General features: G+C 64.5%; 22 protein-coding genes. 11 read left to right on the top strand and 11 right to left on the bottom strand.

The window, feature by feature from the left end:
* Nucleotides 1-139: 139 nt before the first annotated feature.
* Both alaS and recA read right to left on the bottom strand, forming a co-directional pair.
* Nucleotides 140-2,797, bottom strand: coding sequence for an alanine--tRNA ligase (gene alaS / locus ABLE93_RS19925; protein WP_348841582.1), 2,658 nt, complete (start codon nt 2,795-2,797; stop codon nt 140-142).
* A gap of 205 nt (nt 2,798-3,002) precedes the next feature.
* On the bottom strand, nt 3,003-4,088 hold the full coding sequence (gene recA / locus ABLE93_RS19920) for a recombinase RecA (protein WP_348841581.1): 1,086 nt from the start codon (nt 4,086-4,088) through the stop codon (nt 3,003-3,005).
* A 257-nt stretch (nt 4,089-4,345) separates the two neighbouring features.
* On the opposite strand from recA, the gene ABLE93_RS19915 reads away from it, so the two are divergent.
* The 3 genes from ABLE93_RS19915 to ABLE93_RS19905 all read left to right on the top strand — a co-directional run bounded on the left by ABLE93_RS19915 (nt 4,346) and on the right by ABLE93_RS19905 (nt 8,618).
* A complete protein-coding gene (locus ABLE93_RS19915; protein ID WP_348841580.1) occupies nt 4,346-5,263 on the top strand; it encodes a GGDEF domain-containing protein in 918 nt (305 codons plus the stop codon).
* Nucleotides 5,264-5,492: 229 nt separating this feature from the next.
* The gene (locus tag ABLE93_RS19910) at nt 5,493-6,911 is read left to right on the top strand and encodes a UbiD family decarboxylase (protein ID WP_348841579.1); all 1,419 of its coding nucleotides are present in this window, start codon (nt 5,493-5,495) and stop codon (nt 6,909-6,911) included.
* 243 nt (nt 6,912-7,154) lie between these two features.
* Nucleotides 7,155-8,618 (top strand): aldehyde dehydrogenase family protein, encoded by a 1,464-nt coding sequence (locus ABLE93_RS19905; RefSeq protein WP_348841578.1) that lies wholly within the window; start codon nt 7,155-7,157, stop codon nt 8,616-8,618.
* A gap of 152 nt (nt 8,619-8,770) precedes the next feature.
* Here the strand turns inward: ABLE93_RS19905 and ABLE93_RS19900 are convergent, their stop codons facing one another.
* From ABLE93_RS19900 to ABLE93_RS19875, 6 genes are all read right to left on the bottom strand, one after another.
* Nucleotides 8,771-9,817: an acyl-CoA dehydrogenase family protein gene (locus ABLE93_RS19900; RefSeq protein ID WP_348841577.1), complete on the bottom strand. Its 1,047-nt coding sequence runs from the start codon at nt 9,815-9,817 to the stop codon at nt 8,771-8,773.
* Entirely contained in the window at nt 9,814-10,968 is a 1,155-nt protein-coding gene (locus ABLE93_RS19895; RefSeq protein WP_348841576.1) for an acyl-CoA dehydrogenase family protein, read from the bottom strand. Before ABLE93_RS19895 ends, ABLE93_RS19900 begins: the two co-directional genes overlap by 4 nt.
* Nucleotides 10,961-11,398, bottom strand: coding sequence for a Zn-ribbon domain-containing OB-fold protein (locus ABLE93_RS19890; protein WP_348841575.1), 438 nt, complete (start codon nt 11,396-11,398; stop codon nt 10,961-10,963). The genes ABLE93_RS19895 and ABLE93_RS19890 overlap by 8 nt, the downstream gene beginning before the upstream one ends.
* A gap of 1 nt (nt 11,399) precedes the next feature.
* Nucleotides 11,400-12,566, bottom strand: a complete 1,167-nt coding sequence (locus ABLE93_RS19885) for a thiolase family protein (RefSeq protein ID WP_348841574.1) — start codon at nt 12,564-12,566, stop codon at nt 11,400-11,402.
* A 79-nt stretch (nt 12,567-12,645) separates the two neighbouring features.
* Nucleotides 12,646-13,443 (bottom strand): ABC transporter ATP-binding protein, encoded by a 798-nt coding sequence (locus tag ABLE93_RS19880; protein ID WP_348841573.1) that lies wholly within the window; start codon nt 13,441-13,443, stop codon nt 12,646-12,648.
* The gene (locus ABLE93_RS19875; RefSeq protein ID WP_348841572.1) at nt 13,443-14,273 is read right to left on the bottom strand and encodes an ABC transporter permease; all 831 of its coding nucleotides are present in this window, start codon (nt 14,271-14,273) and stop codon (nt 13,443-13,445) included. Before ABLE93_RS19875 ends, ABLE93_RS19880 begins: the two co-directional genes overlap by 1 nt.
* Before the next feature lie 205 nt (nt 14,274-14,478).
* On the opposite strand from ABLE93_RS19875, the gene ABLE93_RS19870 reads away from it, so the two are divergent.
* The gene (locus tag ABLE93_RS19870; protein ID WP_348841571.1) at nt 14,479-15,468 is read left to right on the top strand and encodes a LysR family transcriptional regulator; all 990 of its coding nucleotides are present in this window, start codon (nt 14,479-14,481) and stop codon (nt 15,466-15,468) included.
* A gap of 67 nt (nt 15,469-15,535) precedes the next feature.
* On the opposite strand, the gene ABLE93_RS19865 is transcribed toward ABLE93_RS19870, so the two are convergent.
* Genes ABLE93_RS19865 through ABLE93_RS19855 form a run of 3 tightly spaced genes read right to left on the bottom strand, consistent with a single transcriptional unit; the run spans nt 15,536 to nt 19,480 of the window.
* Nucleotides 15,536-16,525, bottom strand: coding sequence for an ABC transporter substrate-binding protein (locus ABLE93_RS19865; protein WP_348841570.1), 990 nt, complete (start codon nt 16,523-16,525; stop codon nt 15,536-15,538).
* Between the two features lie 25 nt (nt 16,526-16,550).
* Entirely contained in the window at nt 16,551-17,336 is a 786-nt protein-coding gene (locus tag ABLE93_RS19860) for a crotonase/enoyl-CoA hydratase family protein (protein ID WP_348841569.1), read from the bottom strand.
* An 11-nt stretch (nt 17,337-17,347) separates the two neighbouring features.
* Entirely contained in the window at nt 17,348-19,480 is a 2,133-nt protein-coding gene (locus ABLE93_RS19855; protein ID WP_348841568.1) for an acetate--CoA ligase family protein, read from the bottom strand.
* Nucleotides 19,481-19,806: 326 nt separating this feature from the next.
* Here ABLE93_RS19855 and ABLE93_RS19850 point away from each other — a divergent pair, with 326 nt between their 5' ends.
* From ABLE93_RS19850 to ABLE93_RS19820, 7 genes are all read left to right on the top strand, one after another.
* Nucleotides 19,807-20,751, top strand: a complete 945-nt coding sequence (locus tag ABLE93_RS19850) for a LysR family transcriptional regulator (RefSeq protein ID WP_348841567.1) — start codon at nt 19,807-19,809, stop codon at nt 20,749-20,751.
* Nucleotides 20,752-20,861: 110 nt separating this feature from the next.
* Nucleotides 20,862-21,836 carry a Bug family tripartite tricarboxylate transporter substrate binding protein gene (locus ABLE93_RS19845; RefSeq protein WP_348841566.1) on the top strand — a complete coding sequence of 325 codons (975 nt, stop codon included), beginning with the start codon at nt 20,862-20,864 and terminating at the stop codon, nt 21,834-21,836.
* A gap of 382 nt (nt 21,837-22,218) precedes the next feature.
* Nucleotides 22,219-22,518, top strand: coding sequence for an ArsR/SmtB family transcription factor (locus ABLE93_RS19840; RefSeq protein WP_149577635.1), 300 nt, complete (start codon nt 22,219-22,221; stop codon nt 22,516-22,518).
* Nucleotides 22,515-23,579, top strand: coding sequence for a permease (locus ABLE93_RS19835; protein ID WP_149577636.1), 1,065 nt, complete (start codon nt 22,515-22,517; stop codon nt 23,577-23,579). Before ABLE93_RS19840 ends, ABLE93_RS19835 begins: the two co-directional genes overlap by 4 nt.
* A gap of 19 nt (nt 23,580-23,598) precedes the next feature.
* Complete coding sequence (locus ABLE93_RS19830; RefSeq protein WP_149577637.1) at nt 23,599-23,835, top strand: thioredoxin family protein; 237 nt, start codon at nt 23,599-23,601, stop codon at nt 23,833-23,835.
* Nucleotides 23,832-24,248 (top strand): OsmC family protein, encoded by a 417-nt coding sequence (locus ABLE93_RS19825; protein WP_432445298.1) that lies wholly within the window; start codon nt 23,832-23,834, stop codon nt 24,246-24,248. Before ABLE93_RS19830 ends, ABLE93_RS19825 begins: the two co-directional genes overlap by 4 nt.
* 67 nt (nt 24,249-24,315) lie before the next feature.
* Nucleotides 24,316-25,503 (top strand): thiolase family protein, encoded by a 1,188-nt coding sequence (locus ABLE93_RS19820; protein ID WP_149577639.1) that lies wholly within the window; start codon nt 24,316-24,318, stop codon nt 25,501-25,503.
* Nucleotides 25,504-25,855 lie beyond the last annotated feature (352 nt).

Here is a 25,855-nt window from a genome sequence, read left to right as displayed (position 1 = left end):
GCTTGAGGGATCGGGCAAACGACCGTCGCGCGCAAGCGGCTGGATCAACCGCCCACAGCGCTGGCGGAAAAAGGCGCGGGAGTAGAAACCCGTCCCCGCCCTGCACCGCGGCCGTCCCGGGCCGATGACTGGCGCGGAGTCAGCCTGCGATCACCGCCTCGATGGCGGCGAGGGCCGCGTCGGCCTTGGCACCTTCGGGGCCGCCGGCCTGGGCCATGTCCGGTCGACCGCCGCCGCCCTTGCCGCCCATAGCCTCGGCACCGCGGCGCACCAGCGCCACCGCATCGAACCGCGCGGTGAGGTCGGGCGTGACCCCGACGACGATCCCGGCCTTGCCGTCCGCGGTGACGCCAACGATGGCGACAACGCCGGATCCGATCTGCTTCTTGCCCTCGTCCACGAGGCCCTTCAGGTCCTTGACCTCGATGCCCTCGACCTGGCGAGCGAGCAGCTTCACGTCGCCCACTGTACGCACGGCGTCCGCCCCGCTTTGGCCGGCGCCGCCGCCCATGGCGAGCTTCTTGCGCGCATCGGCGAGGTCGCGCTCCAGCTTGCGGCGCTCCTCCACCAGGGTTGCAACGCGCCCCTCCACCTCGCTCACCGGAGCCTTGAGGGTCGCGGCGGCGGCGATGAGGGCAGCGTTGGCCGCATTGAGATGCCGGCGCGCCGCCCGGGCCGTGAGCGCTTCGATGCGGCGGACGCCGGACGCCACCGCGCCCTCGGACACCACCGAGATCAGGCCGATGTCGCCCGTACGCTTCACATGGGTTCCGCCGCACAGCTCCACCGAATAGGGCGCGCCGTTGCCGTCGTCGGTGCCCATGGAGACGACGCGGACCTCGTCGCCATACTTCTCGCCGAACAGGGCGCGGGCGCCGGACTGGATGGCGTCGTCCACCGCCATGATCCGGGTTTCCACCGGCTCGTTTCGCAGGACGAAACGGTTGGCGATCTCCTCCACCTCGGCCACCTCGGCCTCGCTGAGGGGCTTGGGATGGGAAAAGTCGAAGCGCAGGCGATCGGGCGCCACGAGCGAGCCCTTCTGCGCCACGTGCTCGCCCAGCACCCGGCGGAGCGCCTCGTGCAGCAGATGGGTCGCCGAATGGTTGGCGCGCACGGCCGCGCGGCGCTCGTGGGACACCTCCAGCACCAGCGCGGTGCCGACCCGCAGCGTGCCGGCCTCCACCTTCACGTCGTGCAGGAAAAGGTCGCCGAGCTTCTTCTGGGTCGCCCGGACCTCGACGGCGAGGCCGCCCTCGCCGGTCATGCGGCCGGTATCGCCCACCTGGCCGCCGGATTCGGCATAGAAGGGCGTCTGGTTCAGCACCACGAGGCCGCTCTCGCCTGCCTCCAAGGCCGCCACCTCGGCACCGTCGCGCACAATGGCGGTCACCACGCCCTCCGCCTTCTCCGTGTCGTAGCCGAGGAAGTCTGTGGCGCCCACCTTGTCGCGCAGGGCGAACCACAGGGCGTCGGTCGCCGCCTCGCCCGAGCCGGCCCAATTGGCGCGCGCCTCCGCCTTCTGCCTGGCCATGGCGGCACCGAAGGCGTCGGTGTCCACGGAGATGCCGCGGGCGCGCAGCGCGTCCTGCGTCAGGTCCAGGGGGAAGCCGAAAGTGTCATAGAGCTTGAACGCCACCTCGCCCGGGAAGCTTGCACCGGCGGAAAGGCCGGCGCTCTCCTCCTCGAGGATGGAGAGGCCCCGCTCCAGCGTGCGGCGGAACCGCGTCTCCTCGAGCAGCAGTGTCTCCTCGGCGAGCGGCTCGGCGCGCACGATCTCAGGATAGGCGCGGCCCATTTCGCGCACCAGCAGCGGCACCAGCCGATGCATGAGCGGGTCGCGTGCGCCCAGCAGCTGGGCGTGACGCATGGCGCGGCGCATGATGCGGCGCAGGACGTAGCCCCGTCCCTCGTTGGAGGGCAGGACGCCGTCGGCGGTGAGGAAGACCGAGGCGCGCAGGTGGTCGGCGATGACCCGGTGGCTCGCCTTCTGCGGCCCCTCGGGATCGACGCCCGTGAGATCCGCGACCTCCGCGATGATCGCGCGCATGAGGTCGGTCTCGTAATTGTCATGGGTGCCCTGCAGCACCGCCGAAATGCGCTCGAGGCCCATGCCCGTGTCGATGGACGGCCGCGGCAGCGCCATTCGCTCGCCGCCGGGCAGCTGCTCGAACTGCATGAAGACCAGGTTCCAGATCTCGATGAAGCGGTCGCCGTCCTGGTCGGGCGAGCCGGGCGGGCCGCCGGCCACGTGCGGACCATGGTCGAAGAAGATCTCCGAGCACGGGCCGCAGGGTCCGGTGTCGCCCATGGACCAGAAATTGTCCGAGGTGGGGATGCGGATGATCTTGTCGTCGGAGAGCCCGGCGATCTTCTTCCACAGGCCGAAGGCTTCCTCGTCCTCGCTGTAGACGGTGACCAGCAGGCGCTCGGCCGGCAGGTCGAAGGTACGGGTGACGAGGTTCCACGCGAGCTCGATGGCCCGGTCCTTGAAATAGTCGCCGAACGAGAAATTGCCCAGCATCTCGAAGAAGGTGTGGTGCCGCGCGGTGTAGCCCACATTGTCGAGATCGTTGTGCTTGCCGCCGGCGCGCACGCATTTCTGCGAGGTCACTGCCCGCGAATAGGGCCGCTTCTCGACGCCGGTGAAGACGTTCTTGAACTGCACCATGCCCGCGTTGGTGAACATGAGCGTCGGGTCGTTGTGCGGCACGAGGGGCGAAGAGGCGACGGCCTCGTGGCCCTCCTTGACGAAGTAGTCGATGAAGCTCGACCGGATCTCGTTGACGCCGCTCATGGTACCGGCACTGTCCCTCGGTGCCGGGCCCCGAAGATGCGGGGAGCCGGCTGTGGTGATCGCTCCACGCCAGCGCCCCATCGGAGCACCGCGCGGTTCCAGACGCCGCATCGGCGACCGGAACCGGGTTCGTTTAACGGTGGGTCCGCCGCTTGTCCAGAAATGCGGCTCCGGCGCCGCCCGCGGACGGGTGCGAAGGCGCTCCTCAGGCGTCGACCGCCTCGCCCTCGGCATCGTCCTCAGGCGAGCCGGCGAGGATCTTCTCGGCAATCAGCCCGGCATTCTGCCGGATCGCCGCCTCGATGCGCCCCGCCACTTCCCCATTCTGCCGCAGGAAGGTCTTGGCGTTCTCGCGCCCCTGGCCGAGGCGCTGGCTGTCGAACGAGAACCACGCGCCCGACTTCTCCACCACGCCGGCCTTGACGCCGAGATCGAGCAGTTCGCCCATCTTGGAGACGCCCTCGCCATACATGATGTCGAACTCGACCTGCTTGAACGGCGGGGCAAGCTTGTTCTTCACCACCTTCACGCGGGTCTGGTTGCCCACCACCTCGTCGCGCTCCTTGATCATGCCGATGCGGCGGATGTCGAGGCGGATGGAGGCGTAGAACTTCAGGGCGTTGCCGCCGGTCGTGGTCTCCGGCGAGCCGTACATGACGCCGATCTTCATCCGGATCTGGTTGATGAAGATGACCATGGTGTTGGACTTGGAGATGGAGGCGGTGAGCTTGCGCAGCGCCTGGCTCATGAGGCGCGCCTGCATGCCGGGCTGGTTGTCACCCATCTCGCCGTCGAGCTCGGCCCGCGGGGTCAGCGCCGCGACCGAATCGACCACCAGCACGTCCACCGCGCCGGAGCGCACCAGCGTGTCGGCGATCTCCAGCGCCTGCTCGCCCGCGTCAGGCTGGGAGATGAGCAGCTCGTCCAGATTAACACCCAGCTTGCGCGCATAGATCGGGTCGAGCGCATGTTCCGCGTCGATGAATGCGCAAGTTCCGCCGCGCTTCTGGGATTCGGCCACCGTGTGCAAAGCCAGCGTGGTCTTGCCCGACGATTCCGGGCCGAAGATCTCGACCACCCGCCCCTTGGGCAGGCCGCCGATGCCGAGCGCGATGTCGAGACCCAGCGAACCAGTGGGAATGCTCTCGATCTCCAAGGCCTTGCCGCCCTTGCCGAGCCGCATGATCGAGCCCTTGCCGAAATGCCGCTCGATCTGCGAGAGCGCGGCGTCCAGCGCCTTGGTTTTATCCATGGAAGAACCTTCGACGAGTCTGAGTGTCGACTGAGTCATCGCCGCGCTCCGGTGCTGGCGCAAGAGGAAATGAGAACGGGGCAGTTGTACATGCTTTGTTCTACGTTCGCAATATGTTCTCATCGTGCATGAGAAATGAAATCCTACCGTCCGCCCCCGCGCACTCTCGCCCCGGCGCCATCACCTTCACGTCACAAGTTGCTCGTCCGGTATCTTACAACCAGAGCCCAACTTGCGTAACGGCAGGTGCGTGTCAAAAGATCGGCCCAGGCTGTCATCTGGTCCGGGAGAGCCTCATGTGGGGTCCACCTTCATTTCCGGAATTGTGGTTCTACTCCAAGATCAGCGAGCTACCTTATCCCAAGACCTATGTCGGGAAGCTGCTGGCCATATGTTTTGTGGGCACGCACATCCCGCTGATCGCCTTCGTGGGGTTCACGGCAGCGGAACTCGACTGGAACGACGCCATCGTACGCGCGTCCATTCTGGTGGTTCTGGTTGCCACGGTATTCGGGACCGTCACCGCCCTGTTCGCGATCCATGCGATGATTGCGCCCCTGAACGTCGCTCGCGTCGCCTTGTACAATTACAACCACCATGGCCGCCTGCCGTTTCTCCCGCTGGACTACAACGATGCAGCCGGAGTGCTGATGCGGGAGGTGAACACCACCATATCGCGCCTCGATTCCGCGCTGGCCGAGCTTGCCCTTGAAGCCCGCACGGATCCCCTGACCGGCATCGGCAACCGACGTTCGCTCATGGAGGACGGCGCCGGCGCCATTATCGCGTCGGGGCTGAGCGGCGAGCCTCTGGTGCTGGCGCTCATCGACCTCGACGATTTCAAGGGGATCAACGATCGTTTCGGCCACGCCACCGGCGACAAGCTGCTGCTTCACGTGGCGAACGCGCTGCGCGAGATCGCCGGGCCGCCCCATATTGTCGGCCGGCTTGGCGGCGACGAATTCTGCGTCCTGCTCAAGGGCAGGTCGCTCTCCGAGGCGTTTGTCACTCTGGACACATTGCGGCAACGCATCGCCGAGACTGAAGGCGACCTTGACGCCCTGGTCGGGAAGGTGTCGGTGAGCATCGGCGCGGCGGCGCTCAAACTGCCGGGCGGCGAGAGCCTGACGCAGCTCATGTCGCGCGCCGACCTCGAGCTCTACCGCGCAAAGGAGCGCGGCCGAAACTGCATCTGCTCTGAATCGCGGGATTGAACCCTGCTGCCGGTGCTGCGCGGCCACGGATTGCCCCTGGCAGCACCGGCGTGATTTCCTCGCAAAGAAACGACGAGCCGCGAGAAATCACGGCCCCTGATTGCCTAATCATTTATTATTATTTTCGCTGATTTTCCTGGTGCCATAGGCTCGGTCCGCTCCAAGGCTTCTGTTCATCGACGAAGGTGATGAAGCCCGGACCCAAAGCAAAAGCCACCGGAAAACGCTCATGTCTGAGGCTCTATCGCAGCCTGTTCGCCCGTCGGCCACCTCAGATCTGAGGGACTGGCTCAACGTTCTCGCGGCCCGCGGCGATCTTGCGGTGGCCCATGAGAACATGTCGCTCATCGACGAGATCGCGGCGGTCGCGAAGCGGACAGAACGTGAAAAGGCGGTCCTCTTCCCGCGTCCCGGTGGCCATCCCATCCCCGTGGTCGCGAATCTCTTCACTCAGCGTGAATGGGTCGCTGACGCTCTGGGCGTCGCCGAGACCCACCTGCTCAGCCATGTGCTTTCCGCGGCAACCAATCCAGTTCCAAGTACCGAGGTTGCCTCGGGCCCTTGCCAGGACATCGTCCACATGGACGTGGACCTTCTGAAGCAGCTCCCCATTCCCAAACACAACGAGCTGGATAGCGGGCCCTATATCACCGCGGGGCTGCTCATCTCGCGAAACCCCTCGACGGGCGTGCAGAATGTCGCCATCCATCGCTGCCAGGTGAGTGGACCGAACCGGATCGGGGTGCTGCTTCTGCCGCGTCACACGCTGGCCTTTTTCCGGATGGCGGAGCAGGCAGGGCACGCGTTGGAGATCGCGATCGCCATTGGCGTGCACCCCGCCTTGCTCCTGGCGTCCCAAGCCATTGCGCCTCTCGATTTCGACGAGATGCATATCGCCGGCGCCCTGCTCGGTCGCTCCATTGATGTGGTGAAGTGTAAGACGAACGCGGTGCGGGTTCCTGCACAGGCCGAGATCGTGATCGAAGGACGCATCCTGCCCCAGGTGCGCGAGCCGGAAGGGCCGTTCGGAGAGTTTCCCCAATATTACGGTCCGCGCGGTGCGCGCGAAGTGATCGAGGTCGACGCGATCACCCACCGAAAGCATCCGATCTTCCACACGATCGTCGGCGGCTCGTTCGAGCATCTTGTCATGGGCGGCGTCCCGCGGGAGGCCACGCTTCTTCAGCATTTGAAGCGCTCGTTCCCGAGCGTCCTCGACGTGCGCCTGACGCGCGGCGGGACGTGCCGTTACCATCTGGTGGTGAAGATCGACAAGGCCAACGAAGGCGAGCCGAAGAACATCATCATGGGCGCCTTTTCCGGTCATTACGACATCAAGCAGGTCGTTGTCGTTGATAAGGATGTCGACATCTCGAGCTCCGAAGAAATTGAATGGGCCGTTGCGACCCGCTTCCAGGCGGACCGCGATCTGGTGCTCGTGACCGGCGCCCAGGGCTCCAAACTTGACCCATCTTCTCGGGACGGCATCAGCGCCAAGCTCGGCTTCGATGCCACTGCGCCGATCACCACTGATCCCCTCGCCTTCCGCCGTATTCAAGCGAAGGGCGCGGACGACGTGGTTCTGGCCAACGTGCTGGAGCAGAGCCCAGGCGCCGCCTTTGGCCGCATCATGGCGGCGCTGTCGTGAAAGGGCGCGGTTTGCGCCGATCGCAAGGCGGCGAAACACCGGTCCCTCATGGCACTGCGTGGCGTGATGGCCGGGAGCGGCCACGGAACCGAGGCCCAGAACATCGCGCGTAGCGCGCCTACGCGGATGGTGGGCGGTAGGATCGCGCCCCTTATTCCCAACGATTTGAAGGCGGGCGTGGAGCACCCCAAGACACGCGAACGCTCCTTCCTCATCGGCAGCTGAGCAGACTCGGACCAAGCGATGAACTCGATCTCCTCCCTTTCGGTTCGCAACCATGTCGACGGCGTTTGGCAAGACGCCGTCGATGGGAGAACGGCTCCGAGCATCAACCCGGCGACGGGCGCCATCGTCGGACACTTGCCGGCAAGCGCAGCCGTTGACGCCGAGGCTGCAATCGCTGCCGCTCGTCGCGCCTTCGAGCGTCCCGACTGGTCACACAATCCCCGCCTGCGGCAACTCGTGATGCTCCGCTGGGCGGATGCCATGGAACGGCGCGCGGAGGCGCTCGCACATCTCCTCACCGCCGAGAATGGAAAGCCGCTGGCCCAGTCACGCGGCGAGATCGCAGGGGCGGTCTCCGAAATCCGCTACTATGCAGGCCTTACCCGATATATTCCGGGCCACGTGTTCGAAGTGGAACCTGGCGCCTATTCGACGTTGCTCAAGGAGCCGGCGGGGGTCGCCGGGTTGATCATTCCGTGGAACGCGCCGGCAGTTCTTCTGGTGCGTGCGCTGACGCCGGCCCTTGCAGCCGGATGCACCGCGGTAATCAAGCCGGCGCACCAGACCGCCATCGTGACGGCGGAAATCCTGCGCACCCTTGTGGAGGCCGACGGCCTTCCAAGGGGCGTGGTGAATCTTGTCAGCGAAACCGGCCACGAGGTGGCGCAGACCCTCGTCGCGTCGCCGGACGTGGACGTCATTTCCTTTACCGGGTCCAACGCGACCGGTGCCCGCATCATGGCGGATGCCGCACCGACGATGAAGAAGCTCTCCCTGGAGCTCGGGGGCAAATCCTGCTGCCTGGTGTTCCAGGATGCGGATGTTCAGACCATCGCACCCCGGCTTGCGGCGGCGGCGACGATCATCTCCGGCCAGCAATGCACCGCCGCTCGTCGGGTCCTTGTGCACGAGAGCCGGTACGAGGAGATGAAAGCGGCGCTGACGGCGGCCCTTGCCGGGCAAAGGCTGGGGCCCGGCGATGCAGCCGGCGTTGAGATGGGCCCGCTGATCGATGAGGCGGCCCGCACGACGGTCGAGCACCGCATTGCCGAGGCCAGCGAGATTGCGGACGACGTTCTGCTGCGAGGGGGCCGGCCTGGCGGCGCGCTGGAGAGCGGCGCATTCCTTTCTCCGACCCTGCTCGCGCATGCAGATACAAGCGCCTTCTTCATGCAGGAGGAGATCTTCGGTCCCGTCGTCGTCATCGAGCGCTTCACCGACGAGAGGGATGCGGTCACCCGCGCAAATCACAGCGACTATGGTCTTTCTGCCAGCGTCTGGACTCATGACGGCGCGCGCGCGATGCGCGTGGCACGTGCCCTGCGCAATGGAACCGTCTGGATCAATGATCACAACAAGCTCTTCGCCGAAGCGGAAACCGGAGGGTATCGGCGAAGCGGCCTGGGCCGTCTCCACGGATATGATGCGCTGATCGACTTCCTGGAAATCAAGCACATCTACCAGGAGACTGGCCTGCTCTGAGGGCACCCCGTGCGCTACCTAGCCGTCGAGTGATTGGCCGTCCCCATTCAGCCTCTTTGCCCGTCCTTATCGCAGCGAGGTTGCTCTGCCCCGCCGGGCACAAACGTGAGGTTCCATCGGAGACCAACGGGCCCTGGCCTCAAGTCGGCAGATCAATCACGTCCCGCCCCACCGATCTCGCGGGCAATGATCGCCGCGCAAGCTTCCGCTGTGCCGTAGGCCGACGCGAGGGTCATGACTTTTCGGAAGCAGACCGCAAGATCGTACTCGTCGGAAAAGCCGATGGCGCCGTGCAACTGCACGCACTCTTTCAACACGTCGCGCGCGGTTGTGGAGCTTCGGGCCTTTGCCATGGCGCAGGCCACGCGCTCCCTCGCGCTGCCCATGCTCAGGCCGGCCTCGTAGACCAACGCCCTTCCCGCGACACAAGCGACGTGGAGGCTCGCAGCCCGGTGCTGCAGCGCCTGGAAGGCGCCGATCGGCTGTCCGAATTGCTGACGTACCTTCAGATAGTCGATCGTCATATCCAACGCGCGCTGAGCGATGCCCATGAGGCCCGCTGCGGCGCCCAGACGCTGCAGGTTCACGGCGTGCTCATATGCCATTTCGACATCAACGCCCCGGCCGATCTCCTGCCACCCGGCGTCAGACCCGGGAAAGACCCGCTGAGCTCCCCCGTCGATGGTTCGACGCACGGGCGAATGCACATCGAGGCCCTCCGAAGGGATCGCCCAGAGCCGGAAATCGGAGCCGGCTCCGCTCGCGCAGATGATGGTGTCGGCCCAGTTCGCCTCGAACGCCACGTAGTCGAGACCGGGCGATATGGGGAAGGGATCCGCACCCGCCATAAGGGCCAGCGCTTCGCCCCGCAGAAGCCGCGTCAGGAGTTCGTCTGCGGCCTTGGTCCCGCATCGAGCGAGAAGAGGGGTGATAGACAGTGCCGGCCCGAGGGGCTCAGGCGCGAGAGTGGAGAACGTTCCTTCCAGCACTGCAATCATATCGATTGCACTCGCCCCCCACCCTCCCCGCTCCTCCGAAAGCAGGAGCGCCGGCCAGCCCGCGCGACAGACCTCCAGCCATATGGAGCGGTCGATTGCTGGCCACTCGGCCGTGGCAGCGCGCGTCCGAGCTGCGCCATCTCCGAGAAGCCGGATCGCATTGTCCCGCATCAGCGTCTGATCGGCGGTGGGCTGCATCATGACTTGCCCCCTCTCGGCAGCTTCAGCACGCGGTCAGAGATGAGCCCCCGCTGAATCTCGTTCGTTCCGCCATAGATCGAGAGGCGGCGCGACTGCAGATACAGTTCGCTGAAGTCGATCACGGACCCCGCCACGCGCTCAGGAGTCTTGAGGGCGGCGGCCGATCCGCAAAGCTCTTGGCCGATATCCAGCACAAGCTGCGTGGTTTCGGTGGACAATATCTTGAGGCTGGATGGATCACTTGCCCGCCCCAGCTCCACCGCCTCCAGCGTCTGGAGAAAGGCGGCCGTCAACGCGGCGACCGCGATCTCGGCTTCGACAAGTCGCGCCCGAAGTTGGGTATCGAGATCCTCGCCAAGGACACGAGCCAGGCGACGCACACGTTCCAACGCGCGCAAGCTATGAGACGGCGATCCAAGCTGGATGCGCTCCTCGTCGAGGAGCGCGGTGACGATCTGCCATCCCTTGTCGACGGAGCCCACCACTTGGTCGAGCGGCAGGCGCACGTCGTCGAAAAAGACCTCGCAGAACTCATACTCGTCCGCCAGCGTACGAATGGGGCGGCGTGTGATGCCCGGGGAATGCAGATCGATGAGAATGAACGAGATTCCCTGCCGCCGCGGCACGGCGTCGTTGGTCCGCACCAGCGCATAGATCCAGTCGGCGTTATGACCCCAGGTGGTCCAGATCTTGTGGCCGCTGACCACCACCTCGTCGCCCTCAATTCGCCCGCGGGTTCTCAACCCGGCGAGATCCGATCCGGCTCCAGGCTCGGAATATCCCTGGCTCCAGATGACCTCCCCGTTGAGGATTGCGGGCAAGTGCCTCGCCTTCTGCGCGGGCGTCCCGAAGCGCTGGAGGATGGGACCGATCTGATTGAGCCCCTGCGTCGGGAGTTCCGGCGCACCGATGCGCGCCGCTTCCTCCAACAGGATGACCTGCTGGACGGGAGATGCGCCCATTCCCCCGAAGGCCTTCGGCCAATGCGGGGCGATCCACCCCCTGGCGGCGAGCCTTCTGTACCAGGCCATGGCCGCAGGCGGTTCAGGCCGGAAGGTGAGATCACGCAGTTCGTGCGGCAGCTCAGCCTCGTACCAGGCGCGCACGTCGCGCCGGAAGGCCTTCTCGTCAGCGGTCTCGGGCCTAAGCATCGACGCTGCCCTGGCGGGAGACGATCCGGAACGCGGGATACGGCACACCTCCGTCGAGCCGATCCCAGGCGAGTTCGACGAGAGAGCCGATTTGAATGGTCTCGAACGGGCTTTCGATGATGTTGGCGATGATGCGCACGCCCTCATCCAGTTCCACGGTCGCAACCGCCAGCGGAATTCGGCCCGTGACCCCCGGCCCAGGCACGCGCACCACCGTGCTGGCGTACACCACCCCTTTTCCGGAAACCGGGCGCCATTCGACGTTCTGGCTGCCTGTGTAGAGGCTCAGGGGGTGAGGCGGGTGCTGAAACCTGTTGGTGTCCAGGCAAAATTGCAGAACGAGCTCACCGGATCGCGCACCGTCCCAGAACGGCTGCGACGGCACGTAGAGATTGGTCTTCGGCACCGGCCGGGAAGGAAGGTCGGTCATGTCAGGCCTCCAGAATCATGGCGGCGCTGCAACCCCAGTTGCGTCCGTAGGGGATGACGCCAATGCCCGTGACCAATGCGTTGCGAGCCCGCGCGACCTGGCGCTCGCCGCCTTCTCCGAACAGTTGCCGTACCGCTTCCGCAAGATTCAGTCCGCCGCTTGCAAGACCAGGCTGGCCGGCGGAGATTTGTCCGCCACCGGTATTGAGGGGCAGTGAGCCGCGATAGGAGAGATCCGTATCGTTCACATAGGCTGAGCCCTGCCCCGTTCGGCAGAATCCGAAGGCCTCGAACTGCATCAGCACGGCGACCGTGAAGTCGTCATACGGTTGAAACATGTCGATGTCCGCCGGAGAGAGCCCAGACTTGCCGAATACCTTTGGCGCGACCTGATAAAAACCGCTCTCAGTAATGTCCGGTGCGGCGTCCGAACCCCTGTAGTTCGTCACTTCCGCATAGGCCGTGGGCCGCACCATTTTTTCCAGCCCGCGGGCGCGTGCCTCCTCCTCGCTCATCACAAGAAAGGCGTTGGCGCCGTCGCAGAACATCACACAGTCGAGGATGCGCAGGGGATCCGCGATGGGTCGCGACGCAAGGTAATCGTCCATGGTCAGGGGTTTTCTGAACTTCTCCAGCGCATTGGGGTTGTGCAGCGCATGCTCGCGCTGGGTGATCGCAATCTTGCCGAGCGCGCGCGGATCGAGACCATACTGATGATCGTATCGGCTCATCAGGAGCCCGAACGTGGCGGGCGGGCCCTGAACGCCCTGGGGATCTTGAAACTCCGGGCGGTAGGCGCCGTAGTTGGACCGCCATGCGGTGCTCGGTGCATCGGCCGACATCACGACCGCGACACGGCACATCCCGTCGCGGATCGCGGAAATGGCACGGGCGACGCCGCCCGTTGCCGAACAACCGCCGATGCCGCCCGCATTGAGCCAGGTGGGTTCGAGACCGAGGGCATCGGCCATATAGACGGCGAAGAAGGGATTGGATCCCTCGCTCAGGGCAAGGGTCACGGACAGTCCGTCTATTTCCTTCTTCTCGATTCCCGTGCGTTCGAGCAGATCACTAAGCGCGAGACCAGCCAGACCATAGGCCGAACGTCCACTCTGGTAGGCGACTTTCGTCTCTGAAAAGCCCGCGATCACCACGTCAGTACGTGCCATTCCGGCAACTCCGAAAAATGACGTTGAAGCAGAGGCCGCGGTGTGACCGAAGCCGTGCGTTCCGAGCTCGGGGGTTGGATCAGTCGGCGTGGAGCGTTCTGTTGGACACGGTCTCTTCCTCGCCGTCCTCGTCGCTGCCCATCACGCGCGCAACGCGGGAATGGCATTCGCGCACGGCGTCAGGATCTTCCCGCAGCGCCGGCGTGATCCGTTCCGTCAGGGCGATGTGCGCCCCCGGACTGAGCACGATGGCGCGGTCCGCAATCTCGATTGCATCCTCGATGCGATGCGTCACGAAAAGGCAGGTCTTCTGGAATTCCTTGGCAATGGAATGGAAGTCCGTCCGCAGCTTCTTTGCCGTGGCGTGGTCGAGCTGGCTGAAGGATTCATCCAGAAACACGATGTCCGGATCGACGGCGAGCGCTCGGGCCAGGGAGACGCGCTGACGCATCCCGCCCGAGAGCTCGTGCACATATTTGTCCTCGGCGCCCCTGAGGTTCACGCGGGCGAGCCATTGCCTGGCCCGGGCCCTCGCCTCCGCTTTCGGGAGCCCCAGGATCAGGAGGCCCAGCTCGGCATTTTCGATGGCCGTGCGCCACGGCAGCAGGCGGTCGGTCTGAAAGCTGACCGCGATGCGCCCTTTCAACTGGCGGAACTGGGCGAAGGGATCGAGACCCGCCACCCGGATCGATCCCCGGTCCGGAGCGATGGTCCCCATGACGAGGTTCAGGACCGTGCTCTTGCCGGCGCCGGTGCGGCCGAGCAACGCGACGATTTCACCCTTGCTGACGCTGAGGCTGAAGTCGTCAACGGCGACGAAACCGGCGAAGCTTTTGTGGAGATTCTGAATCTCGATGACCGGATCGATGTCGCTCATCACCGCACCGCCACTTCAGGACGCCACTTGAGGAACAGCTTCTCGACCGCTCCCACCTCCCATTGCAGGGCAAGGTTGAGGATCACCAGCAGGAAGGTCCAGGCGAAGACCTGGTCGATGCGGAAGCTCGATTGCGCAAGGCTCATGCGAGAGCCGATACCGATGGCGGAGGCGACGAGCTCCGCAAAAACCGCCATGCGGATGGCATAGCCCACCACCGACTTGGTGGTGATGAAGATGTAGGGAACGACCTGCGGAATGATGAGATAGCGGAGCGTCTGCCATCGGCTCGGCCGAAAGCTCTCAACCATGTCGACGAGATCTTTCGGCATCGCGCGAATGCCCTCATAAACATTCATCGCGTAAAATGGCAGAAGAATCACGGTGAGGATGAAGAATATCCTGGTTTCGGTGTCCTTGAACCAAAATACCGCGATCAACATCCACGACAGGGCCGGAATCCCCGTGTCGATGACGAGAATGGCGCGCAGGAAGGGGCGGACAAGCGGGACCATCCCCATGATGGCGCCGATGATGACCCCTGCGACGAGGGAGAACGCCAAGGCCGCGAACAGCCGCGCCAGCGTGACGAGCACGTGCATGCGGTCGCCGAGGAGGTCTTCCTGGAGGGCCTGGAGAATGCTGAGTGGCGAAGGCATAATGTAGTCGGGCACATATGCGCTTCCGATCTGCATCGCCCCAATGATGATGCAAACGACCACGAAAGTCGCAACCGCGTCGCTCTGCCCCTCGCTCCACTTTGGGGGTTTGCGGACGACCTGGATCGGCTGAACTGTCGGCTGGCCCGCTGCAGCAACCTTGTTGCTCATTGGAACGCTTTTCCTTCCCACTTTGCCCGCCGGACCTTTTTGATCTCGTAAGCGGGTCGAAGCTATCTTGGCCGCAGGGCAGCCCTTGCCTTCGTTGAGGGAACCATAGCACCCCCCCGCCTTTCCCAAAGCGCGGAATTGGAACGCGCGTTGTTCCATCGCTGGAACGATGCTAGGGGTTCAGGAACGAGCTAGGGAGGACAGCGTGAACTTCGATCTGAATGCGCTCGTGGTCTTCTTTGAAGTGGTGAACCAAGAGAACATCACCAAGGCCGCGCGCCTGCTCGGGCAGCCAAAGTCGACGGTCAGTCGAAAGATCAAGCATCTGGAGGATCAGGTCGGCGCCGCGCTGCTGAAGCGGGCCAACCGCAGGATTATCGTCACCGAGGAGGGGCGACGTCTCCACGATCACTGCTCGCGCATCACCGCCGAGCTGGAAAGTGCGGGCTTGCAGACGACGCAGCGCCGCACAAGCCTGACGGGGAAGCTGCGCGTCAGCATGCCCATCGATTTCGGGACCGCCTGGATCAGCAGCGCCATCGCATCTTTCGCCGAGACATACGCGATGATCGACCTGGAGATCCACGTCAACGGCCGATGGGTCGATGTGTCGGAAGAGACTTACGATATTGCGATCCAGCTCGGCACGTTGATCAACCCCAACGTGCCGTCGCGAAAGCTGACTGCTCTGACGCGGGGCATTTACGCGAGCCCCAAATATCTTGAGCGGCACGCGAAGCCCCCACGGCGCCTCGACGAAATGAAGGGCGTCCTCACCGAGCAGCAGATCGCAGAGGGCATCTGGCAGCAAAGGACGCGATCGGGAGCGGAGGAGAGCGGAACGGTGACCGTGAACAATATCGGCGTGGCCCGCGAGCTTGTGATCAGCGGCATCGGCGCAGGAGTCCTGCCCAATGTCATGTGCCGCGGCGACGTGGCCAGCGGGCGGCTGGTCAAGCTCGATATCGATCACGACATTCCGGCGCTTCAGGCCAGCGCCACCTATTTTGCGGGGCGTCATGTGCCCCGCCGTACGCGGGTCTTTCTCGACCACGTCGAGGACGCTCTGGCGGCCGATGGAATCGCGGTCGCCGATGCGCGCCACCAGAAGGAGTCCGGCGCGACCGGACCGCGCGCCGCCAGCGGTGGAAAACGGTCGCGGGCGCACCCTCGGCCGGAAGCCGGCCGCGCCTGACGATCCTAAAAGCTCATCGACCGGATCCGCCTGAAAGAGCTCTGCTCATTCAGGCGGATGGCTCAATTCAGGCCGCAATAAAGAAGGCCGGATCGATGGACTTCTTCAACAGTCCGTTGCGCTTCAGGAACTCGCCCGCCTTTACCACAGCGGCGCGTTCCTCCGGCGCGGTCATGGACCCAAAGCGGAAGCTGAGACGCCTGGATTTGAGCGCGTCGAGGAGCACCGGCGCGGGGAAGCCAGTTTTGTCCGAAACGATGCCGACGGCTTCGCCTGGATCGCCGATGATCCCATTTATGCAACGTTCGAAGGTCGTACGGATACGCGCGACCTCTTGCGGGTAGCGCTCGGCGAAGTCGGCGCGCACCGCAATGCCGAAATACGGCAGTTCCGACCCGTCGCTGATCTCGCGATAGGCGCTGCCGGCGTTGAAGATGAGGTTTAGGTTCGAACGCCGGGCAAGGGCCGCGCTCACATTCGGCTCCCAGGACAGGCCACCATCGGCGCGGTCCGCCAGGATCAGCGTCATGGAGGTGGCCGGATTGTCGACGCCTTGGACGTTGATGTCCCGGCCGAGTTCCAGCCCGTAGCGCTCCTTGATCAAGCTCGAAACCATCCGGAACGTCCCGGTGGCCTGCGGCGCCGCGAGTGTTTTGCCCTTCAGGTCCGGCACGCTTTTGATCGCGGCCTCCCCGGTTAGGATAGAGATCATATCCGCGGACGTGATGGTGCAAAGCAGTCGAATGGGAACGCCAGCTTCATAGCGCTGGGCGAAGACGTCCCAGCTTCCGATACACACGTCATAGTTGCCCGCAGCAAAGTCGTTATAATAAGTCGAGACCGTTGTGTATTCGGTGGGGGCGCTCATTTTCGCCCCTGCGGCCTCGGCCAGCTTTTTCTGCTCGAGATAACGGGCGACGAGGACCGTGAACCCTGGCACCAGATAGGCCCAGCGTGCCGACGGCGCCGACTGGGCCCGCAGCTGTCCCGAGGCGAGCAGGGAGGCGGCACCGAGGCCCGCTCCCAGAATTTCCCGGCGTCCAAACACGTGGGTCATGGATCCCTCCCTCGATTTTTTGTTTTTACTCAGGACGCGCCAGTGCAGGCGCCTTCTTCTCCAGGAAATCCTTCAGCCGCTTTCGCGCCTCCGGAGGCCGGGTCATCGACGTGTTGAGGTATTCCATGAACAGCCCATCGTCATGGGACAGGTCGTTCATGCGCGGCAGCACATTGGTGATCATCCAGTTGGTCTGCGGAACGTTCCCGGCGATGATCCGCGCCAGCTCTTTCGCCTTCTCCACCGCCCCGCCGGGCGGAGTGACATATTGCGCGAGCCCGCACCGCCGGGCCTCCTCCACGCCCAGGATGCGGCCTGTCAGCATCATGTCGGCCATCATCGGATAGCCGATGATCCGCTGCGTGCGTACCGATCCGCCGCCGCCCACGAAGATGCCGCGCTGGCCTTCGGGAAGGCCGAAGAAGGTCGTTTCGTCGGCGACACGGATGTGAGCCGCAGACGCAAGCTCAAGCCCCCCGCCGATGGTCGCCCCGTGAAGCGCGCACACCACGGGGAAATTGCCGCGAGCCAGGAGGTCGAAGGTCGAATGCCACAGATGCCGCGGCCGCCGCTTCCGCGGAGCCTGGCCCTCTGGCGTCAGGCGGTCGGCAAGTTCACCGAGATCGAGACCGGCCGAGAAATTCTGACCGTGGCCGAAGAGGACGGCCGCCTCGACCCTGTCGCCCGCTTCCGCCAGGACGTCGCGCAGCTCGAGAAGAAGGGCATCGTTAATGGCATTGCGCTTTTCGGGCCTGTTCAGGCCGATGAGCGCGACGTTTTCGTCGACCTCGTATGTGACGAGTCCAGGCATTGCGCCCTCCCTTAATTCCCGGTGTTGACGATGAGCGCGTCGAGGGCGACAGCACCATGCCCGCGCTCGTAAACCATGAGGGGATTGATCTCGACGTCGGAGATCGATGGCGCCCTGAGGACCAGGCGGCCAATGGCGACCGCCACCTCGGCCGCGGCTTCGACATCGACGGGCGGGGAGTTGCGGAAGCCGTACAGCATCTTCGCCGCCTTGAGCTTGGCGAACTCGGCCACGAACTCGGCCTTTGTGGCATCCGGCGCGACGAGCCGCACATCCTCGAGGGCCTCCACCATGATGCCTCCAAGGCCTATGAGCACGACCGGGCCCCAGCGGGGGTCGCGTCGGCCGCCGACCACAAGTTCCAGGCCCTTGGGCGACATCTTCTCGACGAGGACGCCGTCCAGAACGAGGCCGGGCACCCGTGCCACGTTGGCCTCCAACACCTGCCAGGCGCTGCGCAGGGCGACGGCGTCCGCGAGGTTCAGCATCACGCCGCCAGCTTCCGTCTTGTGGGCGAGCGCGGCGGCCTGCGCCTTGATCACCACGGGATAGCCGATCTCAGATGCGACGGCCTCGGCCTCTTCAATTGTCGTCACCAGGCGGCCTTGCGGCACGGCGATGCCCTCGGCGCGAAGGACTTCCTTGCCCTGCCACTCCGGCAGCGTGCCCTTCGGCAGTTGCGGGGCGGCTGGGGCGCCCGCACCGGGCTCGGCTTCCTGCCTTGCATCAGGCTGCCGCACGATGCGCGCCAGCGCCTTCAGGATCCGGTCCGAGGAGCGGGAGACGATGATCTTGTTGGCGCGAGCGATCTCGAGGAATTCCGGCGGCAGCGGAAGCTGATCGCCCAGCATCGCCATGGCGAGCGGCTTGGTTCGGCCGGCTGACGCCGCGACCACCTGCTCGATGTAGGATTTGGCATGGTTGGGGGAGACGATGGGAATGGAGATCGCTACGCCGCCAATGGCAGGCTCATCGAGCAGGGCGGCGACGCCGGCGCCCACGAGCTCCGGCCGCCACACGGCCTCGGTTCCCAGATCTATGGGGTTCTTCGGTGAAATGAAGCTTGGCAGCAGAGCCTTGAGGTGAGCCTCTGTCGCCGGGGAAATCTGCGGAATCTCGACCCCGAGATCCGCGCAGAAATCATGCGCGATCCCGCAGAACGCGCCGGAAAAGGTCAGTATGCCCAGCCCTCCCCGCGAGGGAGCGGGATAACGTGCCAAGACCTCCGCGACGTCGAGGAACTCGTCCAATGTATCGACCAGATGGACACCGGCACGCTCGACCTTGGTCTTCATGACCGCATAGTCTCCGGCGAGGGCGCCGGTGTGGGACTTTGCCGCCTCCTGTGCATGGGGGCTGCGGCCGGGAAAGAGCATGACCAGGGGCTTGCCTGCAGCGCGGGCGCGCGCGGCCGCGCGCAGGAAGGCATCCGGTCGGCGAATGTCCTCGGCGTAGATCATGATCACCCGGGTCGAGACATCGTCCACCAGGTGATCCACGAAGTCGCCGAGGCCGAGATCCATCTCATTGCCGGTCGAGATGTTGTAGGACACCGCCACGCCGCGCGATGTCAGGCCGTGACGCAGATGGTTCGCAAGGCCACCCGACTGGGAGACGATGGCAACCGCATCGGTCGTCCCCTCCGCCATAGACGGAACCTTGTTGACGCCGACAAAGGTGATGCTGAACCCGGCCGCGTAGTTGGTGAAGCCGAGACAATTGGGTCCGACCACCACCATGCCGCTCTCGCGGACAAGCGCACCGATGCGCTCCTGGGCCTCCCGCCCGGCATCGCCGGTCTCAGCGAAACCGGAGGCGAAGACGATGGCCGAGCCGATGCGGCGATCGATGCAGCTCTTCAGCGTTTCTTCGACGCTTGCCGCCGGAATGGCGAGGACCGCAAGGTCGACACCCAGTGGGAGGTCCTCAATGTTGGTCTGGACCACGAGACCGTCGATTTCGCCGGCTGTCCGGCCGACAAGATGGATGACGCCTGCGAAGTTATTCTCGCGCAAATTCTTGAGAACGATATGGCCCGCGGAATTGGGCTTGGACGACATCCCGACGATGGCAACGGACTTTGCGTTGAGGAAACGATGAAGCCCTTCGCTTCGCTTGGCCTCAACGGGAACTTGGATCGGCATTATACTTTTCCTCCCGTTCCGACGTCAGCGCATTAAATGCGGGCCGGAATTCTCATCGCTGCTGGGATTGGTCATCCTCCTTCGTGCGTAGCAGGGGCTCGAAACCGAGAAAAGCGCGCAATAGGGGCCCGTATCGTTCCGAATCTGAGACATCTGCGCGGTCTGGCTTGATCGAGTCACGTGGGCGAAGGCCGGCAGTTCCTCTCCTGGCATCGCAGAATCGAATGTCCAGCGAACGCGGGTCGTTATCAGGGGCAACTGCTGATGGTCATCCCTATTTCAATCAGCTGTTGTGATAGACTCATACGCCCAGCGGAGCGATCAGGATGGACATTCGCCAGCTTAGCTATTTCGTCAGCCTGTGCGAGGAAGGCTCGACCACGCGGGCGGCGCGGCGCATGAACGTGGTGCAGCCAGCGCTCTCCATGCAGATCTCCAAGCTGGAGGAAGAGTTCGGCCAGAAGCTGTTCGACCGAAGCGCACACGGCATGGTTCCCACCCCGGCCGGACAACTCGCCTATCAGCTTTTTGCGCCAATACTGCGCGACCTCGCCGACGCCAAGCAGCATGTCGTCAGCCGTTCCGGCGAGGTCAGCGGACGCATCGCGATCGGACTGGTGTCCTCCGTGACAATGAGCGTGCTGGCACGCACGCTCGCCGTCTTCACATCGCGGTATCCCGAGGTCGAGATATCGGTTTGCGACGGCTATTCAAGCGCTCTCCTGGAAGCCGTGCGCGGAGGGACGCTGGACTTCACCCTAGTCAACAAGACGCGCGGTCGCTCCGACCTTGTCAGCACCGACATTCTTGAAGAGGAGTTTGTCCTTGTAACCGCGCGTGATGGCCCGCTCCGGCTCCCGGCGCAGGTCGCGCTCCGCGACGTGAGCGCGCTGCCGCTCATCCTCCCATCCAAGCGGAACGGGCTACGCCTCATCATTGACAGGTTCGCGGAGAGTGAGGATATCGAGCTGCCCATCAAGCTCGAGGTAGACGCGATCGCCGCAATTGAAGAACTGCTGCGGGGCTCTCACTGGGCAACAATCCTGCCTGCCATCGCCGTGCGCCGAGGGCTCGCAGACGGCAGCCTGCGCGCCCACCGCATCGTCGCGCCGCGCATCGCGCGCCAGATCGTCTGCGTCCACAATCCGCGGCGCCCGCTATCGGAGGCTGCACGCCTTTTCGTGGACGTGATCTCGCAGGAACTGTCCGTGGCTTCGACGCAATTGCACGGGGGTCTCGAGTTGCCGTCCACGCGACGCAAGCGCCGCTAATCACTGACGCGGCCCCCCTCTATCAGCGGTTCTTATTACAGGACCCATCAATCCCCGCCGTATGGTGATTGGGACGATAAAAAACGTCCAATATTTACCTAGGGGGTTCGATGCGCCAAACTGTCGGCGGCCTGCTGGCCGCATTCTGCGCCACCTTGGCTCTCGCAACGTCGGCCGTCGCGCAATCTTACCCCGACCGACCGCTCAAGCTCATCATGCCGTTCGGCGCAGGAAGCGCGAGCGACTCGATCGCCCGCATCGTGGCGGACGGTCTCGGCCCACGGCTGGGCCAGCGCATCGTCGTCGAGAACCGCCCGGGCGCGGGCGGAAACAACGGCACGGCTGCCGCCGCAAAGGCGGCACCGGACGGATACACGCTGGTGTTCGCTGCGCCCGGACCGTTCGTCATCAACCGCACGTTGGGTGGACTGCCCTACAACCCAGAGACCGATTTCGAGCCTATTTCGCTGGTGGCCAGGCTGGTCAATGTTCTCGTGGTCAATCCCAGCAAGGTCCCGGTGAAGTCGGTCTCAGAGTTCATCACTTACGTGCGTTCGAAGCCCGGCCAGATCAGCTATTCGTCTGTTGGCCTCGGCTCATCCCAGCACTTGGCCGCAGCCTATTTCGATATCGTTGCCGGTACCGAAATGCAGCACGTTCCCTATCCCTCGGGCAGTCAACTTGCGATCGACCTCGTTTCCGGCGAGGTCCCCGTCAGCTTCCAGCTCATCCCCAACGTGGCGTCGCAGCTCGCCGCCGGCCAGGTGCGCGCGCTCGCCGTTACGACAAAGGAACGCAGCAAGGCCCTTCCCGATGTCCCCACGATGGGCGAGCAGGGTCTGGCGGATTATGAATCCTATGCCTGGTTCGGCATCGCCGCCCCGAAGGGGACCCCGCAGGCGGTGATCGACCGACTGAATCGTGAAATCGTCGCCACCGTTGCGGATTCCGCCGTGCAGAAGCGCCTGATCGAAATCGGCGTCGAGCCCGAAAGTTCAACTGCCGCGCAGTTCAAGGCGTTCATCGCGGCGGAATCCGTCAAATGGGCCGATATCATCGCCAAGGCCGGAATCAAGCTGAACTGAGGCGGTGCGCTTCCCTGAGAGGAGCGGCCCTCAAATCCCGATGGGGTGCCTCATGGCGACGCTTCGCCGCCAGACTCATGCGCTCGCGTGTGCATTTCGGAGCTAAGCCGCGACCAGCGGCATTTTCGGACGTTTGGGGCTCCAAACGCAAAAGGGCCGCCTTGCGGCGACCCTTGCGAAAGCCTTGGAATCAAGGATTTTTTTGGTTGCGGGGGCACGCAACCATCTCAAATTGCTATTTCGAGCCGCAGCATAGATATCCGCTCCGAGGTCGAGGGTGAGGGTTCAATTCCCCCTGATTTCGAGAAGCCCTGCGTTCCCAGTGACAAGCTAATTATAAAATGCGCTTGAACGCATATGCGCATTAAAGTAAAAGAAGCGTATGCAGTCCGCCCTCACCCTTCTGTCGGCCCTGGCCGAACCCACCCGCCTCGCGGCGGTCCACCTCCTGTGGGATGGGCACGAGCATTGCGTCTGCGAACTCGTGCGCGTCCTCGGCGTCACCCAATCCCGCATGTCGCGCCATATGGCGGTGCTCAAGCAGGCTGGCGTCGTGGTGGATCGGCGGGACGCCCAATGGGTGCGCTACCGTCGCAATCCCGAACTGCCGGCCGAGCAGGCAACCATCATCAATGCTGTCCTCACCACCCTGGACGCTTCATCGAACAGGAGAGCCGCATGAGCGCCGACCTGTCATTGACCGGGCGCAAGCCACCGAGGGATGCATCGTCACTGACCTGGGCGGCGGTGACGGCCGCGGCGATCGCCCTCTGGTTCGTGGTCTATGCCCAGCTCGCGCCGTTCTCCCAATGGCTAGTGGCCCGCCTGCCGGTGGAGCAAGGCAGCCATCTCGCTGAAGCGGTCGCGTTCTTCATCTACGACACGCCCAAGGTGCTGATGCTGCTGACGCTGGTGGTCTTCGCCATGGGCGTGGTGCGCAGCTTCTTCTCCGCCGAGCGCACCCGCGCCCTGCTCGCTGGAAAACGCGAGGGGCTCGGCAACATTGCGGCCGCCGGCCTCGGCATCGTCACGCCCTTCTGCTCCTGCTCGGCGGTGCCGCTGTTCGTCGGCTTCGTCTCCGCCGGGGTGCCCCTGGGCGTCACCTTCTCCTTCCTCATCGCCGCGCCCATGGTCAACGAGGTGGCGCTGGGCCTCCTGTTCGCGCTGGTCGGCTGGAAGGTGGCGCTCACCTATCTGGCATTCGGCCTCTCCATCGCCATTATCGCCGGCTGGGTCATCGGACGCCTGCACCTGGAGGGCTGGCTGGAAGACTGGGTGCGCAACGTGCGTGCCAGTCCGGTCGAGCTGCCGCCAAACGGTATGACGCTGGTGGATCGCATCAGGGCCGGCCTCGACGCGGTGCGCGACATCGTCGGCAAGGTCTGGATGTGGATCATCGCCGGCATCGCAGCGGGCGCCTTCATCCACGGCTATGTGCCGGAAGATCTCCTCGCCTCCATCATGGGGCGGGATGCGTGGTGGTCGGTTCCGGCTGCGGTGCTGCTGGGCATTCCCATGTATTCCAATGCCGCGGGCATCATCCCGGTGGTCGAGGCCCTGCTGGCGAAGGGGGCAGCGCTGGGCACCGTGCTCGCCTTCATGATGGCGGTCATCGCCCTGTCGCTGCCGGAAATGATCATCCTGCGCAAAGTCCTAAGCCTCAAGCTGATTGCCGTGTTTGTGGGCGTGGTCGGCATCGGCATCCTCGCCGTGGGCTTCCTGTTCAACGCGCTGTTTTCTTAAAACAAGAAAGGCAAAAGCCATGAAAGACGTGAAGGTGCTGGGCCCCGGCTGCTCTCGCTGCGAGGCAACGGCGCAGATGGTGCGGGATGAGGCGGCCAAGCTCGGGCTCGACGTCACGGTGGAAAAGGTCACCGACTATGCGGTGATCGCCGGATACGGCATCGCCTCGACGCCGGGCATCGTCATCGACGGCAAGGTGGTGCACGCCGGCGGCCTGCCGAAGCCGGACGATCTCGCCCGCTGGCTCGCGGCGTGAGCGCCGCCATGCTGGAATACAAGGTTCACGCGTCGCGCATCGACGTACACGGCAGCCTCGCCCGCACCAAAGAGGCCGAGATCACCCTCGACACCGACATTGGCGGGCGCGCCGATGCTTTCAACCCGGCGGAACTGTTCCTTGCCGCCATCGCGGCCTGCATGATCAAGGGCATCGAGCGGGTGACCCCGATGCTGAATTTCGAGCTGCGCGGGGTGGATGTCACGCTCCACGCCGTTCGGCAGGACGCGCCGCCGAAGATCATCTCGGTGGATTACGAGCTGATCATCGATACGGACGAGACGGAGCAGCGCCTGGCTTTGCTCCACACCAACGTCCGCAAGTACGGCACGATTTCGAACACCGTGGCGGAAGCGACCCGATTGGACGGGACGATCCGAAGGAAGGCATGAGGCGCATCAAGGCGCTGCGCGCACCCGCGCGAATGCGATCTGTCGTTATCCATGAAAGGCCAAGTCCATGACGAAACGAGACGTGGTCATCTGCGCGCCGGTGCGCACGGCGATCGGCACTTATAATGGCGCTCTGAAGGCGGTCCCCGCGACCGAGCTGGGTGCGACAGTCGTGCGCGAGACGCTCCGTCGCTCGGGCCTCGATGCAGCCAAGCTGTCGAGCCTCATCATGGGCAATGTGGTCCAGGCCGGCAACAAGATGAACCCCGCCCGCCAGGCGGCCGTCCATGGCGGCGTACCGGTGGAGGTGCCGGCCATGACTGTGAACCGGGTCTGCGGCTCCGGCGCCCAGGCCGTTGCCTCGGTCGCCCAGGAGATCTGGCTGGGCTTCGCCGATGCGGCGATCGCCGGCGGCATGGAGAACATGGACGCCGCGCCCTACCTCATGAGCGGCGGGCGCTGGGGCTATCGCATGGGCGATGCGCAGATCTACGATTCCATGCTGCGCGACGGCTTGAACGACGCCTTCTCGGGCGAGCATTCCGGTTGGCACACCGAAGACCTCGTGACCAAATGTGGTGTCTCCCGCGAGGATCAGGACCGTTGGGCGGCGCGCTCGCAACAGCGCTTTTCCCAGGCGCAGGCCGCCGGAAAATTCGATGCCGAGATCGTCGGTGTCGAAATCAAGGGCCGCAAGGGGCCGGAGATCTTCGCTCGCGACGAGCACAATCGGCCGGACACCACGATCGAATCCCTCACCAAGCTGAAGCCGGCCTTCCGTAAGGACGGCACCATCACCGCCGGAAACGCGCCCGGTCTCAATACCGGCGCCGCGGCGATGATCCTCGCCGAACGCGATTTCGCCGCGGCGAACGGCCTTGAGCCGCTGGCGCGGCTCGTCGCCTTCGGCGTCGGCGCGGTGGAGCCAGGCATGTTCGGCATCGGTCCGGTACCAGCCGTGCGCCAGGCGCTGGGGCGTGCGGGCTGGACGATCGCGGAGGTCGAGCGGGTGGAAATCAACGAGGCCTTCGCGGCGATCGCCCTCGCCGTTACCCGCGAGCTCGGCCTTGCCGAAGAGGTCGTCAATGTTGAAGGCGGGGCCATCGCCCATGGCCATCCCATCGGCGCGAGCGGGGCGATCCTGACCACGCGGCTCATCCATTCGATGCGGCGCGACGGCCTCAAGCGTGGCATCGTTACCCTCTGCATCGGCGGCGGCCAGGGCATCGCGCTGGCGATCGAAACACTGGCCTGACAGGCAGGTCAGACGCCCGTGCGGGCTGCCGGCTTCGGCCGCGATCCCGCGCGGGTTCTTTGAAAGTGGCCCTCGCGCCGCCAATTGATTCCACGGCAGAAGAACAAGCCTCCTGGCGGGGGCACTGCGCAAATTGTCGTTTCTCACGCCGACACGGATGCCCGTTTGCCTTTCAGGCCATCCGCGTTATTCTTCGATTTAAGAAGAATTACAAAGCGGGAGGCCCTAGGCAGTGTGGACGAAATCGCGATTGAATCTCGCTCAGGTATTCCCCTGCCGAATCCGGCATGATTCATAGGCCTCCGACTGATTCGGAGACCAGAAGCCATGTCGACGCGGATGGACGAGGAGG

The sequence above is a fragment of the Xanthobacter pollutisoli genome (assembly GCF_040044995.1).
In the GTDB taxonomy this organism is placed as follows: Bacteria; Pseudomonadota; Alphaproteobacteria; order Rhizobiales; family Xanthobacteraceae; genus Xanthobacter.
The sequence above is the reverse complement of the archived record's forward strand: the minus strand, read 5'-3'. Positions and strand labels throughout refer to the sequence as shown.